Source organism: Paenibacillus alkaliterrae, assembly GCF_021532375.1.
In the GTDB taxonomy this organism is placed as follows: domain Bacteria; phylum Bacillota; class Bacilli; order Paenibacillales; family Paenibacillaceae; genus Pristimantibacillus; species Pristimantibacillus alkaliterrae.
In genome coordinates this window covers 12843-27441 of the sequence record NZ_JAKGAP010000079.1, presented here as the reverse complement: position 1 = coordinate 27441, position 14599 = coordinate 12843, and the positions used below count along the sequence as shown (strand labels likewise).

At 51.1% G+C, this 14599-nt stretch carries 13 protein-coding genes and 16 tRNA genes; 26 read left to right on the top strand and 3 right to left on the bottom strand.

Going from position 1 to position 14599, the window contains the following annotated elements; genetic code table 11:
- Positions 1-117: 117 nt before the first annotated feature.
- From L1N85_RS23355 to L1N85_RS23250, 22 genes are all read left to right on the top strand, one after another.
- Positions 118-193 (top strand) — tRNA-Asn (locus tag L1N85_RS23355).
- Between the two features lie 6 nt (positions 194-199).
- Positions 200-290: transfer RNA gene (locus tag L1N85_RS23350), tRNA-Ser, on the top strand.
- Positions 291-296: 6 nt separating this feature from the next.
- Positions 297-371 (top strand) — tRNA-Glu (locus L1N85_RS23345).
- Between the two features lie 66 nt (positions 372-437).
- A tRNA-Val gene (locus L1N85_RS23340) sits at positions 438-513 on the top strand.
- A gap of 15 nt (positions 514-528) precedes the next feature.
- Positions 529-605 (top strand) — tRNA-Met (locus L1N85_RS23335).
- A gap of 37 nt (positions 606-642) precedes the next feature.
- Positions 643-719 (top strand) — tRNA-Asp (locus L1N85_RS23330).
- A gap of 12 nt (positions 720-731) precedes the next feature.
- Positions 732-807 (top strand) — tRNA-Phe (locus L1N85_RS23325).
- A gap of 23 nt (positions 808-830) precedes the next feature.
- Positions 831-906 (top strand) — tRNA-Thr (locus tag L1N85_RS23320).
- A 3-nt stretch (positions 907-909) separates the two neighbouring features.
- Positions 910-994 (top strand) — tRNA-Tyr (locus L1N85_RS23315).
- Between the two features lie 9 nt (positions 995-1003).
- Positions 1004-1077, top strand: a tRNA-Trp gene (locus tag L1N85_RS23310).
- Positions 1078-1095: 18 nt separating this feature from the next.
- Positions 1096-1171, top strand: a tRNA-His gene (locus L1N85_RS23305).
- A 29-nt stretch (positions 1172-1200) separates the two neighbouring features.
- Positions 1201-1275, top strand: a tRNA-Gln gene (locus L1N85_RS23300).
- Between the two features lie 7 nt (positions 1276-1282).
- Positions 1283-1357, top strand: a tRNA-Gly gene (locus L1N85_RS23295).
- Between the two features lie 7 nt (positions 1358-1364).
- Positions 1365-1438 (top strand) — tRNA-Cys (locus L1N85_RS23290).
- Between the two features lie 24 nt (positions 1439-1462).
- A tRNA-Arg gene (locus tag L1N85_RS23285) sits at positions 1463-1539 on the top strand.
- Positions 1540-1553: 14 nt separating this feature from the next.
- Positions 1554-1635, top strand: a tRNA-Leu gene (locus L1N85_RS23280).
- Positions 1636-2617: 982 nt separating this feature from the next.
- Positions 2618-2914 carry a LiaF transmembrane domain-containing protein gene (locus L1N85_RS23275; RefSeq protein WP_235241441.1) on the top strand — a complete coding sequence of 99 codons (297 nt, stop codon included), beginning with the start codon at positions 2618-2620 and terminating at the stop codon, positions 2912-2914.
- 34 nt (positions 2915-2948) lie between these two features.
- Entirely contained in the window at positions 2949-3635 is a 687-nt protein-coding gene (locus L1N85_RS23270) for a PspA/IM30 family protein (protein ID WP_235241440.1), read from the top strand.
- Positions 3623-4084 (top strand): PspC domain-containing protein, encoded by a 462-nt coding sequence (locus tag L1N85_RS23265; RefSeq protein WP_235241439.1) that lies wholly within the window; start codon positions 3623-3625, stop codon positions 4082-4084. The genes L1N85_RS23270 and L1N85_RS23265 overlap by 13 nt, the downstream gene beginning before the upstream one ends.
- Before the next feature lies 1 nt (position 4085).
- Entirely contained in the window at positions 4086-4793 is a 708-nt protein-coding gene (locus L1N85_RS23260) for a PspA/IM30 family protein (protein WP_235241438.1), read from the top strand.
- A gap of 114 nt (positions 4794-4907) precedes the next feature.
- Positions 4908-5900: a sensor histidine kinase gene (locus tag L1N85_RS23255; RefSeq protein WP_235241437.1), complete on the top strand. Its 993-nt coding sequence runs from the start codon at positions 4908-4910 to the stop codon at positions 5898-5900.
- 66 nt (positions 5901-5966) lie between these two features.
- A complete protein-coding gene (locus L1N85_RS23250) occupies positions 5967-6626 on the top strand; it encodes a response regulator transcription factor (protein WP_235241436.1) in 660 nt (219 codons plus the stop codon).
- A 24-nt stretch (positions 6627-6650) separates the two neighbouring features.
- On the opposite strand, the gene mobB is transcribed toward L1N85_RS23250, so the two are convergent.
- A complete protein-coding gene (mobB, locus tag L1N85_RS23245; RefSeq protein ID WP_235241435.1) occupies positions 6651-7184 on the bottom strand; it encodes a molybdopterin-guanine dinucleotide biosynthesis protein B in 534 nt (177 codons plus the stop codon).
- An 88-nt stretch (positions 7185-7272) separates the two neighbouring features.
- On the opposite strand from mobB, the gene L1N85_RS23240 reads away from it, so the two are divergent.
- Positions 7273-8943, top strand: coding sequence for a molybdopterin molybdotransferase MoeA (locus L1N85_RS23240; protein WP_235241434.1), 1671 nt, complete (start codon positions 7273-7275; stop codon positions 8941-8943).
- A gap of 84 nt (positions 8944-9027) precedes the next feature.
- Here the strand turns inward: L1N85_RS23240 and L1N85_RS23235 are convergent, their stop codons facing one another.
- Positions 9028-9759 carry a hypothetical protein gene (locus L1N85_RS23235; RefSeq protein WP_235241433.1) on the bottom strand — a complete coding sequence of 244 codons (732 nt, stop codon included), beginning with the start codon at positions 9757-9759 and terminating at the stop codon, positions 9028-9030.
- A 151-nt stretch (positions 9760-9910) separates the two neighbouring features.
- On the bottom strand, positions 9911-10282 hold the full coding sequence (locus L1N85_RS23230) for a hypothetical protein (RefSeq protein ID WP_235241432.1): 372 nt from the start codon (positions 10280-10282) through the stop codon (positions 9911-9913).
- Between the two features lie 121 nt (positions 10283-10403).
- Here L1N85_RS23230 and L1N85_RS23225 point away from each other — a divergent pair, with 121 nt between their 5' ends.
- The 3 genes from L1N85_RS23225 (at position 10404) to L1N85_RS23215 (ending at position 14559) form a co-directional block, all read left to right on the top strand.
- A complete protein-coding gene (locus L1N85_RS23225) occupies positions 10404-11237 on the top strand; it encodes a YwmB family TATA-box binding protein (protein WP_235241431.1) in 834 nt (277 codons plus the stop codon).
- A 139-nt stretch (positions 11238-11376) separates the two neighbouring features.
- Positions 11377-12933: a glucose-6-phosphate dehydrogenase gene (zwf, locus tag L1N85_RS23220; protein ID WP_235241430.1), complete on the top strand. Its 1557-nt coding sequence runs from the start codon at positions 11377-11379 to the stop codon at positions 12931-12933.
- Positions 12934-12972: 39 nt separating this feature from the next.
- Positions 12973-14559 carry a peptide chain release factor 3 gene (locus L1N85_RS23215; protein WP_235241429.1) on the top strand — a complete coding sequence of 529 codons (1587 nt, stop codon included), beginning with the start codon at positions 12973-12975 and terminating at the stop codon, positions 14557-14559.
- Positions 14560-14599 lie beyond the last annotated feature (40 nt).

Here is a 14599-nt window from a genome sequence, read left to right as displayed (position 1 = left end):
TCCTAAATAAGTTTGCCTGGACCCATACATCCGGCAGACAACAGCTAATAAGGTTTCAGCAAACCTGACTTTCGTATCCAGTTTTCAAGGCGCAATTAGCTTTGAACTGATTTATATTCCCTGATAGCTCAGTTGGTAGAGCACTCGACTGTTAATCGAGTTGTCACAGGTTCGAGTCCTGTTCGGGGAGCCATTTACTGGAGAAGTGTCCGAGTGGTCGAAGGAGCACGATTGGAAATCGTGTAGGCTCTAACCGGGTCTCGAGGGTTCGAATCCCTCCTTCTCCGCCAGTATATGGCCCGTTGGTCAAGTGGTTAAGACACCTCCCTTTCACGGAGGTAACAGGGGTTCGAGTCCCCTACGGGTCACCAAAAAGAAAAAAGAGCTTGACTTTAGAAATGGACTTATGGTAAGATATAAAGGTCGCTCAAGACAATGGAGGATTAGCTCAGCTGGGAGAGCATCTGCCTTACAAGCAGAGGGTCGGCGGTTCGATCCCGTCATCCTCCACCATTCAATTAATAATGACGCGGGGTGGAGCAGCCCGGTAGCTCGTCGGGCTCATAACCCGAAGGCCGCAGGTTCAAATCCTGCCCCCGCAACCAATTCTTTACCTTTCGGAAGTTTCCGAGAATATGATGTGGAGCTGTGGTGTAGTGGCCCAACATGCCTGCCTGTCACGCAGGAGACCGCGGGTTCGAATCCCGTCAGCTCCGCCATTTCAAACATCAGGCTCGGTAGCTCAGTCGGTAGAGCAGAGGACTGAAAATCCTCGTGTCGGCGGTTCGATTCCGTCCCGAGCCACCATTTATTTTTGAACAAGTGAATATGCCGTTGTAGCTCAACTGGTAGAGCAACTGACTTGTAATCAGTAGGTTGGGGGTTCAAGTCCTCTCGACGGCACCACATGGAGGATTAGTGAAGTGGCTAAACACGGCAGACTGTAAATCTGCTCTCTCTGAGTTCGGTGGTTCGAATCCATCATCCTCCACCAGTTTACCTTAGGGGCATAGTTTAAAGGTAGAACAAAGGTCTCCAAAACCTTTGGTGTGGGTTCAATTCCTGCTGCCCCTGCCAATTGAATATTTAAACGTGGCGGTCGTGGCGAAGTGGTTAACGCATCGGTTTGTGGATCCGACATTCGGGGGTTCAATTCCCCTCGTCCGCCCCATTATTACAAATTAAGATGTAAATAATTGTTGGGGATTAGCCAAGCGGTAAGGCAACGGACTTTGACTCCGTCATTCTCAGGTTCGATCCCTGAATCCCCAGCCATTTATATGCGGAAGTGGCTCAGCGGTAGAGCATCGCCTTGCCAAGGCGAGGGTCGCGGGTTCGATTCCCGTCTTCCGCTCCAGTAATTTGGCGCCATAGCCAAGTGGTAAGGCAGAGCTCTGCAAAAGCTCTACCCCCAGTTCGAGTCTGGGTGGCGCCTCCACAAAGATTTTGCAAAAGAAAATATGTGCCCTTAGCTCAGCTGGATAGAGCGTTTGACTACGAATCAAAAGGTCAGGAGTTCGAATCTCTTAGGGCACGCCATATTTTTTCTGAATGCCGGTGTGGCGGAATGGCAGACGCGCGCGACTCAAAATCGTGAGGGAAACCGTGGAGGTTCGAGTCCTCTCACCGGCACCATAATACAAAAACATGACGCAACTGTAGAGTTCTGCAGAAGGCGTTTTTTTGTGTCTACTGAAATTACATTTAGAAAAAGACGGAAAAAGAAGAGCCTTTTTAGGGGCTCTTCTTTGACGGTGTTTGATCGTTGAGTTTCTTCAAATATCACACTTCACATCATTAGAATAACTTGGGCACCGCTTGTACACTCTCCGAGTAAACGGATCGTTAATTGGCGTGTGTGTTTCAGAGATGCTCTGCGACACAACCCCTCGCTTTCTTTTTAGCTAAGTGATTAAATAAATTCCTCTTGTAGTCCAAGCACCAAATGGTCCAACGGAACCATACCTCTCTTCACACCGTCAATAATATGATGCACCGATATCGGTGAGATTATACATTGAAAGGTCAAAATGAATTCATCAAGATACCCTAGTTCTATATAAGTTAAACTAATCAATCATACGAGATCAAGTCTGCACCGGCAGTATGAACTGGAAAAACTGCAGCTAATTTGTCTCAGACAGGCTCTATTAAAGCATTTAACGGGAAAATCAGGCGGTATTCACGAAAATAATCGCTCCTAGTGTCAAACTGACCACAATAGCGGGACAAATTCCAGTTAGGTTAAACCTATGCAATCTTAGTTCAACCTATATAGATAGCGCTTCCGCCGAAAATAAATCGTATTTCCTAGTGTTTTTTGACAATGCTTTCAACACGGACGCCGCCGTTGGCGTTGGAATTCGGTATATAGCATTTTGCTTTTTCTTAATTAGATACCGACATGAGTAACGGCTAGACGATGATACTGCTTATGTATGCATTGCCCCTGGAGGCGGGTCTTTCACTCGACCTAAGTCCAGTGCAGAAACCGCCAAAAGTCCGTTTTAACAAAGAGGAAATTGCTCTAAACTAAGTACATAAGCAAGAGCAACATCAACTGCACTGCAAACAAAAAAGAAAGAATTTTAATTGTTGAAAGGAGTGGAAAATAGACATGAATGGAAAAAGCGCATTAGGTGTATTGCTTGTCATAGTCGGCGGCATCGCATTACTTAATTTTATCGGAATCAACTTCGGCGCCGTACTTGGATTTTTGCTACCGTTTATCTTGATCGGACTAGGTATTGTCGGATGGGTGAACAGTAAGAAATGGATCGGTGGTATACTTATCGTAATTGGTGCGATTATGTTGCTGGGCAAGCTAGGCGGTATCATTATGCTGCTGCTTGCAATCGGATTGATCGTGGTTGGAATCGGCCTTTTCAAGAAAGATAAACGCAGAGCTTACTAGCGGATGTGAGTGATAATAGATCGGAGGATAATAGATGAGTATCATGAAACGTGTGCGTGACATTACGGTCGCGACATTAAATGAAAAATTAGAGAAATCGGAAGATCCGGTTCGCATGATTGATCAGTTTCTCTGGTCGACAAGAGAAGATATTATTCAAGCGGAAAAGCTTTATCAGCAATATGCCGGCCATAGCAATCATTTGAAGGCGCAATGGCTACAGGCAGAAAGTCAGAAGGAACGCCGCGAGAATCAAGCGCTGACCGCGCTCAAAGCGGGTGAGGAGCAATTGGCTCGAATCGCCCTGCATGAGAAGGCAACCTGCGAGGAGCGCTCATTGCAATACCGCGAGCTTTATGAGCAAAGCAGACAAAATACGCTGGATCTCGAGGATCAGCTGCGTGAGATGAGAAGTGAGTATCAATCGGTTTATGACAAGCGTGAATATTATGCGGCACGCATGGAGTCACTAAGACTTCAGCAGCGCATGAACAGCCGTTACAATAACGCCTTTGGCGAGCAAGGCGTACAGCCGGGAGCGGTATTCAGAAGGCTGGAGGATCGCATCAGCGGCATGGAGCATGAGGCCAAGAGCCTGCGAGATATTCGCAGAATGGGTCAGGAATTCGTATCGGAGGCGGGAAGCACCGTACAATCCGTTATAGAAAGAGAGCTTGAGCAATTGAAGCGAAAGCTTGAGAAAGAAGGATGGTCGTCTTGAGAAAACTATATCGTTCCTCGCGCGACAAGAAGCTGTTCGGCCTCTGCGGAGGATTAGCGGAGATGCTGAACGTAGACGCAACACTGCTGCGAATCTTACTTATTGTAGTGACGATTTTTACAAGCGGCGCCGTCATTCTGATATATATTATTGCCGGATTGGTTGTTCCTAAGGAACCGCCGCTCTATTCAAACTTTGGTCCAAACGGCTTCGGTAACGGATACGGCGGAGGCTACAACCCCGGTTGTGGACAACAATCGCAATTCGGGGGGCCGTACAAAAACGCGCCGCAAGCTCCTGGAGCATGGGGATCCGCACAACCGGAAGCTGCACATACCACTTCAACGCAATTCGATAGTATGATGGATGATTTGGAGAAAAAAGCACTGCGACGTGAAATTGAAGAATTGAAAGCCAAAATTGCTAAATACGAGAAGGGAGATTTATGATATGGGAATTTTCAAACGCATGAAGGATATGACAAAGGCATCGGTAAATGAGGCGCTGGACAAAATAGAAGATCCGATTATTATGCTTAATCAGTATCTGCGCGACATGGAGTCAGAAATTCATCAGGCTGAAGTAACGGTAGCGAAGCAAATGACCAATGAGCGCCGCATGAAGCAGCGCCTTGAGGAAGCCGTAAGCAGCGCAGCAGATCGAGAATCGAAGGCAGAAGCGGCTTTGAGAGCCGGCCAAGAGGAGCTTGCCCGCAAGCTGCTGGAGGAAAAGCTCTATTTTGACCAAAAGGTAACGGAATATATTGAATTGCATGCACAGTCGAAGACGCAAGCGGAAGAGCTTTTGCAGCAATTGCACGGCATGAAGGATGAGTTCTACCAATTGCGCAACAAGCGCAATGAGCTTGCATCCCGTGCTCAGGTAGCGAAAGCACAGAAGCAAATGGCGCAATTATCGTCGAACCATACGATTGACAGCGGCACTGCTTCACGCGGCTTCTACCGTATGGAGGAGAAAATCATGCAAATGGAGGCCGAGGCTGATGTGCTTCGCACGCCGTACTCCTACAGCGGTACAACAAGCGGATTTAATGCAGCAGACGCAGAGAAGCAGCGCAAGATCGATGAGCAGCTGCAAGCGCTCATGAATAAGCTGAGCCCAACCCCTTCCTTAAGCAAGACTCCATCGGAAGAATAGAAGAGCGAAGGATGGAAGAAGCGGACCGTTTGACGGTCTGCTCTTTCATGCGTTTATTGAATAAAACAGACAGTTCATTCGAAATAAATGGATACATAGAAGGAAGTGAGCCGTATGGCGCAAGGCAAGCCGAGCGATGAACCGAATCATGCGGCCCGCAGGCGGAATGTGAATGAAACGATATTATGGTTAATCATTATCGTCAGCTTAGTCGTAATCGTGCTGCAAGGAATCGGTTATGTTGAGCTGTTTACTCTGCAAGGTAAATGGGCGGTAATTGGGCTGTCCATCGTAGGAGCGGGTTTAGCCGCAGCCGCGTTTAACGGTTATTTGCAAAACTCGAGGCTTAAGGAAGCGATAAAGCGGCTATCGGAGCAGCCAAAGAAACGCCGGTATACGGTTACGCTGGATAATGGAGAGGCTGCGGACGACGAGATCGCGGAGCAGGAGCAGGCTGATCCGACCTGGACCGAGAAGGTGAAATTCACTGCGGTCATCGAAGAGCGGCAGCGTCTCGCGCGCGAGCTGCATGATGCGGTCAGCCAGCAGCTATTCGCAATCTCTATGACGGCTACCGCGGTAAGCCGGACGATCGAGCGGGATTGGGAACGGGCGAAGCGCCAGGTACAGCTTATTGAGGAAATGGCAGCAGTCGCGCAATCGGAAATGCGCGCTTTGCTGCTTCATCTGCGGCCGGTCCATTTGGACGGCAAAAATCTGGGGCAGGCGCTCACGATATTGGTGGATGAGTTGAAACAGAAGGTGCCGATGACCATTACGCTCGAGGTGGATGAAACGATTGTGCTGCAGCCTCAGGCTGAGGATCATCTTTTCAGAATCGCACAGGAGGCGCTATCGAATACACTGCGGCACTCGAAGGCGGAGAGAATGGACATCAGACTGCTGCGCAGCGGAAATCAAGCCCATATGAGCATACAGGATAGCGGGATCGGATTTGATCTCGAAGCGAAGAAGCAAACGTCCTATGGATTGCTGACGATGGAAGAGCGGGTCAATGAGCTTGGCGGGTCTTTGCAAATGACTTCAAAAGTTGGAGATGGAACTTTCATACAAATATGGGTTCCAATGGATGGTTTTGTGAAATGAAATGATGGAAAAGGTCATAAGATATAGATATTCGATAAAATAAGGGCGGTGTAAAGCGTGGAGGCGATGGAGCATTTAAGTCAGCCAATAAAGGTACTGCTTGTCGATGATCATGAGATGGTGCGGATAGGACTTGCGGCGGTGCTGGACACTGAGGATGGAATTGAGGTTGTCGGCGAAGCCAGCAACGGCATGGACGGCATTCGATTAGCGCAGGCGTACAAACCTGACGTTGTTCTGATGGATTTGGTCATGGATGGAATGGATGGGGTCGAGACAACGGCGAAGCTGCTCGAGCTTCACCCCGAATGTAAAGTAATTGTGTTGACCAGCTATTTGGACGACAGTAAGCTTTACCCGGTTATTGAAGCAGGTGCGTTCAGCTATCTGTTAAAAACCTCACGAGCTACCGAAATCGCCGATGCGATTCGTGCTGCAGCCCGCGGACAATCGGTGTTGGAGTCGCAGGTTGCGGCGAAAATGATGAATCGCTTCCGACAGCCTAAGCAGCAGGAGCAAGCCCCACTGCATAAGGAACTGACGGAACGCGAGATGGATGTGCTGAAGCGGGTGGCCCAAGGCCGCTCTAACCAAGAAATTGCCGATGAGCTGTTTATTGGCGTGAAGACGGTAAAATTCCATATTACGAATATTTTCAACAAGCTTGAGGTAGATGATCGTACGCAGGCGGCGATTTACGCACATAAGCAAGGGATTGCGGATTAACGGTATACGATTGGCGGCCGCCGATTATCGGGACTGATCGCCTGATTTGGATAAGGAAAGTACCTTTTGAAACAGCTGATCAATTTGATTGATATCAAAGACTGGAGTGGCAAAGCTTGGATCGGTACGGAAGTCAGCTTCGGACCATGCCGCGGCAGCGAGCGCATTGGTGGCTTGCTGAAGAAGTTCAAGGTCGGCAGCGGTTCGGATCATAATGATTTTAGGATAGGCAGCAGTTTTGAAGCCCTCTATAAGAATAACATCGCACTCTTTCATTTGTTCGATCAGACGATCAAGCGATTCCGTATGCTGCTTCAGGATTGCGGTTCGCTTCGATGATGTGATAGCCGTCATCTCAGCGCCCGCCGCCTGATGCTTCCACGTATCGGTTCCGGGCGTATCCATCTGAAAATCATGCGCGTCGCGCTTAATTGTACCAACTTTATATCCAGCTTGTTTAAAGCGCTCCGTCAACCGGCAAACCAATGTGGTTTTGCCGGTATTTTTGTATCCGACGATTTGAACGACTATCGGGGTTAGTAAGTGCGTTGACTGCATGGCGAGCTCCTTTGCCGAAGGCTTTACTGTGATTGCCATTAGTTTATCATACATTGTAAAATAAATGCTTAAGAAGCTGATGTGCGAGATGAGTCTGAAGTTAGAGGAGCAGGTGATGCAGGTGGTCAAGGAACTGGGTGAGGGAAGCGGTGCGGATGAGCTGATGTGGAAAGGGAATGCTGATGATGGCGGAGCGGAGAATCCGATGGAGAAGAAAAAGAGCGATGTATACGGAGCGGAGATGTTGACGGATACGGACAAGGCTGATGTTTGCAGAGCGGAGATGCTGAAGGTGACGGGAGAGGCTGCTGGCGGAGCAGAGAAGCGGGAGGAGCCGGATAGGGTCGGTGGAGGAGTGGCAGACGATCGGCTTGGCCGGTTTAATCGGCGGGCCGTGAAGGTGGGCGAGGCGCAGCAGCGGGTGCTTGCTGCTGCGGATGAGCAGCGGCTTGGCAGCGAGCTTGTGCCGCTGCGGGCCAGCGGCGGCCGAAGGCTCGCGCAGACGCTGCACGCGACAAGCGATTGGCCGCCCTTCGCGCGCTCGGGCCTCGACGGCTATGCCGTGCGCGCGGCGGATGTGGCGCATGCAACGCCGGAGCAGCCGGCGACGCTGCGCGTCGTTGACTCGGTCGCGGCGGGCGGACTCGCCCTCGCGGCCGTGGAGGCAGGCACTGCCGTGCGCATTATGACCGGCGCGGCTGTGCCTGCCGGGGCGGACGCGGTCGTCATGCTGGAGCAGACCGCGGACGCCATTCTGGCCGATGGCTCGGCGGCGGTGCTGATCAAGCGCGCCGGCTTGCCAGGCCAGAACATAGCGCCCCAAGGCGAGGAATTTCGCCTTGGGGGCGCTTTGGCTTTGCCCGGCACGGTTGTGCGGCCGGGCCATGTTGCGCTGCTCGGCACGTTCGGCTATGCCGATGTGCCGGTGCACAAGCAGCCGCGCGTAGCGGTGTTCGCGACCGGCAGCGAATTGCTGCCGGTTGAGGCGTCGCTGGCGCCGGGGCAGATCCGCGACAGCAACAGCTGCATGGTCGCGGCCATGGCAGAGCAAAGCGGCGCCGTACCGATCCTATGCGGCACGCTGCCCGACGATCCGAATGCGGTCGCGGCTGCTCTCGCCCGTGTGTGGGAATCCGCCGATCTTATCATTACGACCGGCGGAGTGTCCGTCGGAGATTTCGACGTGATGTCCGTTATCTTCAGGACGATCAAGAACGGAAGCTGGGCTAGCATGAGACAAGCAGCTTCCGGCGACCTGCCTCTATCGACCGACAGCTATTCGGATGATGAGCTGCATTCGCAGACAGATAAAGTCGCAACGCCTATTCAGCTTGGCAAGGAGGCTGGCAGTCGATTGCTCTTCGATCGCGTGGCGATGAGACCGGGAAGTCCGACATCGGCGGCTGTCCTCGAGGGAAAGCTGCTATTCGCATTATCGGGTAATCCTGGAGCTTGCTTCGTCGGGTTCGAGTTGTTCGTCAGGCCGGCGCTGCTGCGGATGCAGGGAGCCTCGGACGCGTTGCCGCGTACCGTCACTGCTCAGTTGCTTACACCCATAGACAAGCCTAGTCCGCATGACCGTTTTGTTCGGACCCGGTTACTTTCCCAGCCGGATGGACGCTTATCCGCAGATCCGCTTGCCTTCTCAAAATCAAGCATGACGGCATCCATCGCCGATGCCGACGGTCTGGCCGTTATTCCGGCAGGGGCAAAAGGTGCCGATGCGGGTGATAGGATCGAGGTTATCCTTATCCCTTAAGCTCGAAGTATTTATACTTATATAGCAGGAAATAACGGGGAGATAGCCGAATACATCAGTCATGTGTAGCTCCAATTTCGACCTTTATAAATACCGGTTGAGGATTAGCCCCACATAAGGCAGCGGCATGTAAGCTTGCAAAGCACCATAATAGGCCGTGTAAGGAAGGGTGGTTGAAAGCTGCAGTTGGAGTAGATCAACGGCTCTGCGCGGATCGGAATAGGCAAGAGCATTTTTGAGACCTGTAAGAAATCCGTCAGATCCAAGCAGCAGCCGCTTCAGGCGCTGGGTCCCGGCCGGTTTTTCCAGCGAGGGAAGAGATGCTTGAACGTCGACTAAGCTTTTTGCATCTGCCGGACAAGCCTTGACAGAATCGATGATCCATTTTTCATATTTATGATCCCTGTACAAACCAATCTCGGCTGCGGCCGGATGGCACAGCGCAAGCTCGACAGCTGCCCATAGCTCGGGCTTCAAATCAACGGCATGCTGCTTGTACCGGTGGTCTAACCGATTAACGATATCAGCCAACTTCTGCAAGCTGTCCTCGATCGGGAGCTCTAAATGAAGCTGCCTGCTTAGCTGACAAGTCATCCGGTCCAGCTCATACTGTGCTTGTTTGGCATGGCACACCCATGCTGCCGCGCTGTCTGCGGCCTGCCGATAATACCGGATCCACTCATCTTCGCATTCAGGAGGCAGCTGGGCTTCACCATTGCGATACGGGAAATAGGCATAGGGAGTCACGGCCTGAATCGGCGCGTACACCTTTGTCCGTTCAATGGCTCTAATCGAGCGAATGGTTGTATTCATCATTAAAGCCCTCCCTGAATAAAAGGAATGAGTTCAGCGTCAGCATACTATATATCTATCGAAAAGACTGGCGAAACCTGTCAGGATGATGAACCTCTTTTCAATTCAAAGAAAAAAAGCGGCATCTCTCCGCCGAGATGAACCGCTTGGTGTATTACAGCAATAAAAACAGGAATGCGATTAGCGCAATATCGAGCGCCAGCGCTCCGCCCCAAGGGTAATAAGGCTGCGGTCCATAATAGTAGGGGGCGTAAGGATAGGCTTGCGTTTCCGCTTGCGCCTGCCCGGACTTATGTTTCTCCCCTTTCTTATCTTTACCGCCTTTTTTCTTCTTTGAAACCTGCGGCTGAACCTTGTTCAGCATCGCCTCTGCTCCGCCGCCCATTTCCGCATTAAGCAGCAATTTGCCGCTCTTGCAGGAGCTGAGTATGCCGACGTGACGTGAACCGTCGTTCATGATGACGCATACCGGAAGCCCGCAATACTGATTCACGACATCCTCTTGCATGGGATAGATTTGTTCCATACGTCTTTTGATACCTCCTAAATTTTTTATGCGTTTATTCAATCCTGCAACCAGTGTATTCACCTACAGGCTAACGTGTATGGATGTTTACCCATTCAGAGAGAATAGGAGAGTGAAAATCATGTACGTTCCAAAGGAACATCTGCCAGTCAAAAAACGGCTAACCGCGCAGCAGCGCTCTAAACGAACGAAAGCCGGCGTATGGCTTGCCTTTATCGTCCTTGCTATAGGTGCTGCATGGGGAGTATGGGAGGCGGAGCGGGCGCCAAGAGATGCCACGACGGCCGAGCAAATGCTTCAACACGATTTGCAGGCCTTATGGACATGGAGTGATGATCAGTTAAAGAACGGCTCTATGGGCGCTGACTGGACAGTACGGTGGAATGCGACCGGCAAGAGCGGAACGATGATGGAGCTGGCAAGCAAGCTGCTTACGGACGAGAAAGGGAAATCCGTGGACAAGCTTTTGCAAAATGAAGGCAGAACGGTTACAGGTACAGTTCCGGCATATGGAGGTCGTATTTCGATTAGCATCGTTGAAGAGGGCGAAGACCGCGAGCAGCTTATGCTGCTGCTTGAAACGGTTCATGCGCAGCCGCTGGAAAAGAAAAATTTGCTTGAGGCGACAGCCTCGATCTCGGAGGAGCTGGTAAGCAGCGGCGCGTCGTTTACAAGCAGTATGAAGGTTCAGGGACCTTCGATAAGCGGCCAGGCTGTACAGGAGCTGAGGAAGCTGGCAAATGCCCAATCGATCGACCGTTACGAGGACGGCGGAACGGTAAGCGAAACCTTTTATTCGGGCATGCTTCGTTCGACAATCGACACGGGTAGCGGAAATTTAGCGAATCTGCAGATCGCTCTGCACAAAGTGACAAATTCCGATTATGCCGATTTGACGATCGGAATACCTGTTATTACAGGCGATTACAGCAGCGCGGCTGCCAATCAGCCTTAAACTTAAGCGCTGTGATCAGAAGAATTTGCTTTCCTTATCAGTAATTTTTATGACCTGTTGAATAGCGAATTAAGGATGAATATGCTAAACTACATATCATGTATAGATGTATAAAAATTCACAGGAAAGAATGAGGCAAATGACCTACACTAATAATTTTGAATCCGTCTCCGCAGAGGGCGCAGTCTATTACCTGTTCGGAGCAACAGGCGATTTGGCACGGCGCAAGCTGTTTCCAGCCCTTTTCAGTTTATATAAAGAAGGCAAGCTTTCGGAAAACTTTGCCGTAGTCGGCCTAGCTCGCCGTCCGCGGACGAATGAACAGTTCCGTGCAGATTTGTACGATTCAATCGTTGAATTTTGTCGTTACAAAGCGGGCGATGCCGAGCTTTGGAATCGTTTTGCCGAGCATTTCGTTTATATGTCCTTGGATATTAACGATGTCGAGGGCTTCCGCGAGCTCAGCCGCTTGTCGGAGCAATTAGACGCGAAGTTCAATATTCCCGGCAACCGTTTATTTTATTTGGCGCTCGCTCCGTCCCTGTTCGGACCGGTATCGTTTAATTTGCGCGATGGAGGCTTGCTGGAATCCAGCGGCTGGCACCGCGTAGTCATCGAGAAGCCTTTCGGCTACGATCTTCCGTCCGCCCAGAAGCTGAACGAGCAAATTAATCAAGTGTTCAAGGAAGAGGAAATTTATCGGATCGACCACTACTTGGGCAAGGAAATGGTTCAGAACATTCAAGTCATTCGCTTTGCCAATGCATTTTTTGAACCATTGTGGAACAATAATCATATTGCAAATGTACAAATTACGCTGTCCGAAACGGTAGGCGTCGAGGATCGCGGAGGCTATTACGACAAATCGGGCGCTTTGCGCGATATGGGCCAAAACCATATGCTGCAAATGCTCACGATGATTGCGATGGAGCCGCCTAGCCGTTTGCATGGTGAAGATATTCGCGATGAGAAGGTTAAAGTGCTTCGTTCGCTGCGCAACTACACGTCCAGCGACGATGTTCGCGCGAAGGTCGTGCGCGGTCAATACAGCGAAGGCAGCCTAAGGGGCAGGGAGCTTCCCGGCTATCGCCAAGAGGATTCCGTCAATGAGGAGTCGACGACGGAAACTTATTTTGCCGCGAAGGTATTCGTCGATAATTTCCGCTGGGCAGGTGTGCCGTTCTATATTCGTACGGGGAAACGTCTGCCGGTCAAAACGACCGAGGTCGTCATCGAATTCAAGTCGATGCCGCAAAACGTACTGTTCGCGCAGCGTCATGACCTGGCTCCGAATTTGCTCGTCATTCGCGTAAACCCGCTTGAGGGCATATATATTAAAGTAAATGCAAAAACGCCGGGCGAGAACAATTCTGTACAGCCGGTAGCCATGGAATTTTGCCAAAGCTGCCAAATCGGCTTGAATACGCCTGAAGCTTACGAGCGTCTCATTCATGATGCGGCACGCGGCGACTCCACATACTTCACGCGCTGGGACGAGGTTTCCCAGGCATGGGCGTTCGTGGATCGTATTGCGCAGGCATGGCGCGAAGAGAAAAGCGATTTGAAGCATTATCCGGCAGGATCCTGGGGCCCTGAAGCAGCGAACCAGCTGCTGGCAGAAGACGGCTTCCACTGGTGGCCGGTTAACGGACAAGAGGAAGATAACGTTATTTGGGTATCGAACAGCGGCAAATAAGCGCCGGAGTATGCTCTGCATAATGAAGGGAAGACAAGCATGAGCCAAACTTTAAGTGAAGAAATTAAACAGGAAGTAGAGAAGCGGCGTACGTTCGCCATTATTTCTCACCCTGACGCAGGGAAAACGACCCTGACCGAGAAGCTCCTCCTATTTGGAGGAGCCATTCGGCTTGCAGGGTCCGTCAAGGCGCGCAAAGCGAGCCGTCATGCCACATCCGACTGGATGGAAATCGAGAAGCAGCGGGGAATCTCGGTAACGTCGAGCGTAATGCAGTTCGATTATTTGGGTCACCGCGTTAACATTCTCGATACGCCCGGTCACCAAGATTTCAGTGAGGACACCTATCGGACGTTGACCGCCGCGGATAGCGCGGTCATGCTTATCGACGTCGCCAAAGGCGTCGAGGCGCAGACGATCAAGCTGTTCCAGGTTTGCCGCAAGCGCGGCATCCCGATTTTTACGTTTATAAACAAGCTGGACCGCGAAGGGCAAAGTCCGTTTGAGCTCATGGAGGAGCTTGAGCGTGTGCTCGGCATCCGTTCGGTACCGATGAATTGGCCGATCGGCATGGGCAGAGAACTTTGCGGCGTATACGACCGCATGAAGACCCAAGTGGAGCTGTTCCAGGGCAACGATCATTCGATAATCGAAGTGAAGCCTGTGAGCGACTATAACGATCCGGTTATTCGTGAGATGGCAGGCGATTATTTGACCGACCAGCTTATTCAGGATTTGGAGTTGCTGGACGTTGCGGGCGATCCGTTCGATTTCGAAAAGGTGCAAGCCGGCGAGCTGACTCCGGTCTTCTTCGGAAGCGCAGTGAACAACTTCGGCGTGCAGACATTCCTTGAGAATTTCCTGCAGTTGGCGCCGAAGCCGACTTCGCGCGTCAGTACGACAGGCGTCGTTCAGCCAACGGACGAGAAGTTCAGCGGTTATGTCTTCAAAATTCAAGCGAACATGAATCCGGCGCACCGCGACCGGATTGCGTTCCTTCGTATTTGCTCCGGCCGCTTCGAGCGGGGGATGAGCGTGCGTCATGTACGAAATGGCAAGGACATTAAGCTGTCTCAGCCGCAGCAATTTCTTGCACAGGACCGGGACATTGTCGATACCGCCTATCCAGGCGACATTATCGGATTGTTCGACCCTGGTATTTTCCGCATAGGGGATTCATTGTCGCAGGGTTCGGAGGTCGTATTCGATGAGCTTCCGACGTTTTCTCCGGAAATTTTCGCAAAGGTGACCGTTAAGAACGCGCTCAAGCATAAGCAGTATCAGAAAGGAATCGATCAACTAACGGAGGAGGGCACCATTCAGGTGTTCCATTCGACGGGCAACTTCGACGAGACGATTCTAGGTGTAGTCGGACATCTTCAATTCGAGGTGTTCGAGCATCGCATGAAGGCGGAGTACGGCGTAGACATTCAGCTGCACCGGATGCAATTCCAATTCGCGCGTTGGATCGTCGATGACAAGATCGACCCAAGCAAATTTAGAATCAATACGACGCTCGTGAAAGACAAGAAGGGCAATTACGTCGTATTGTTCGAAAATGAGTATGCGATGCGGACGGCGATTGACAAAAATCCGACGTCCAAGTTTTTGGAAACCGCTCCTTAAGGGTGAGGCTATAACGGATTTGAACAGGCATCCTCAGCTA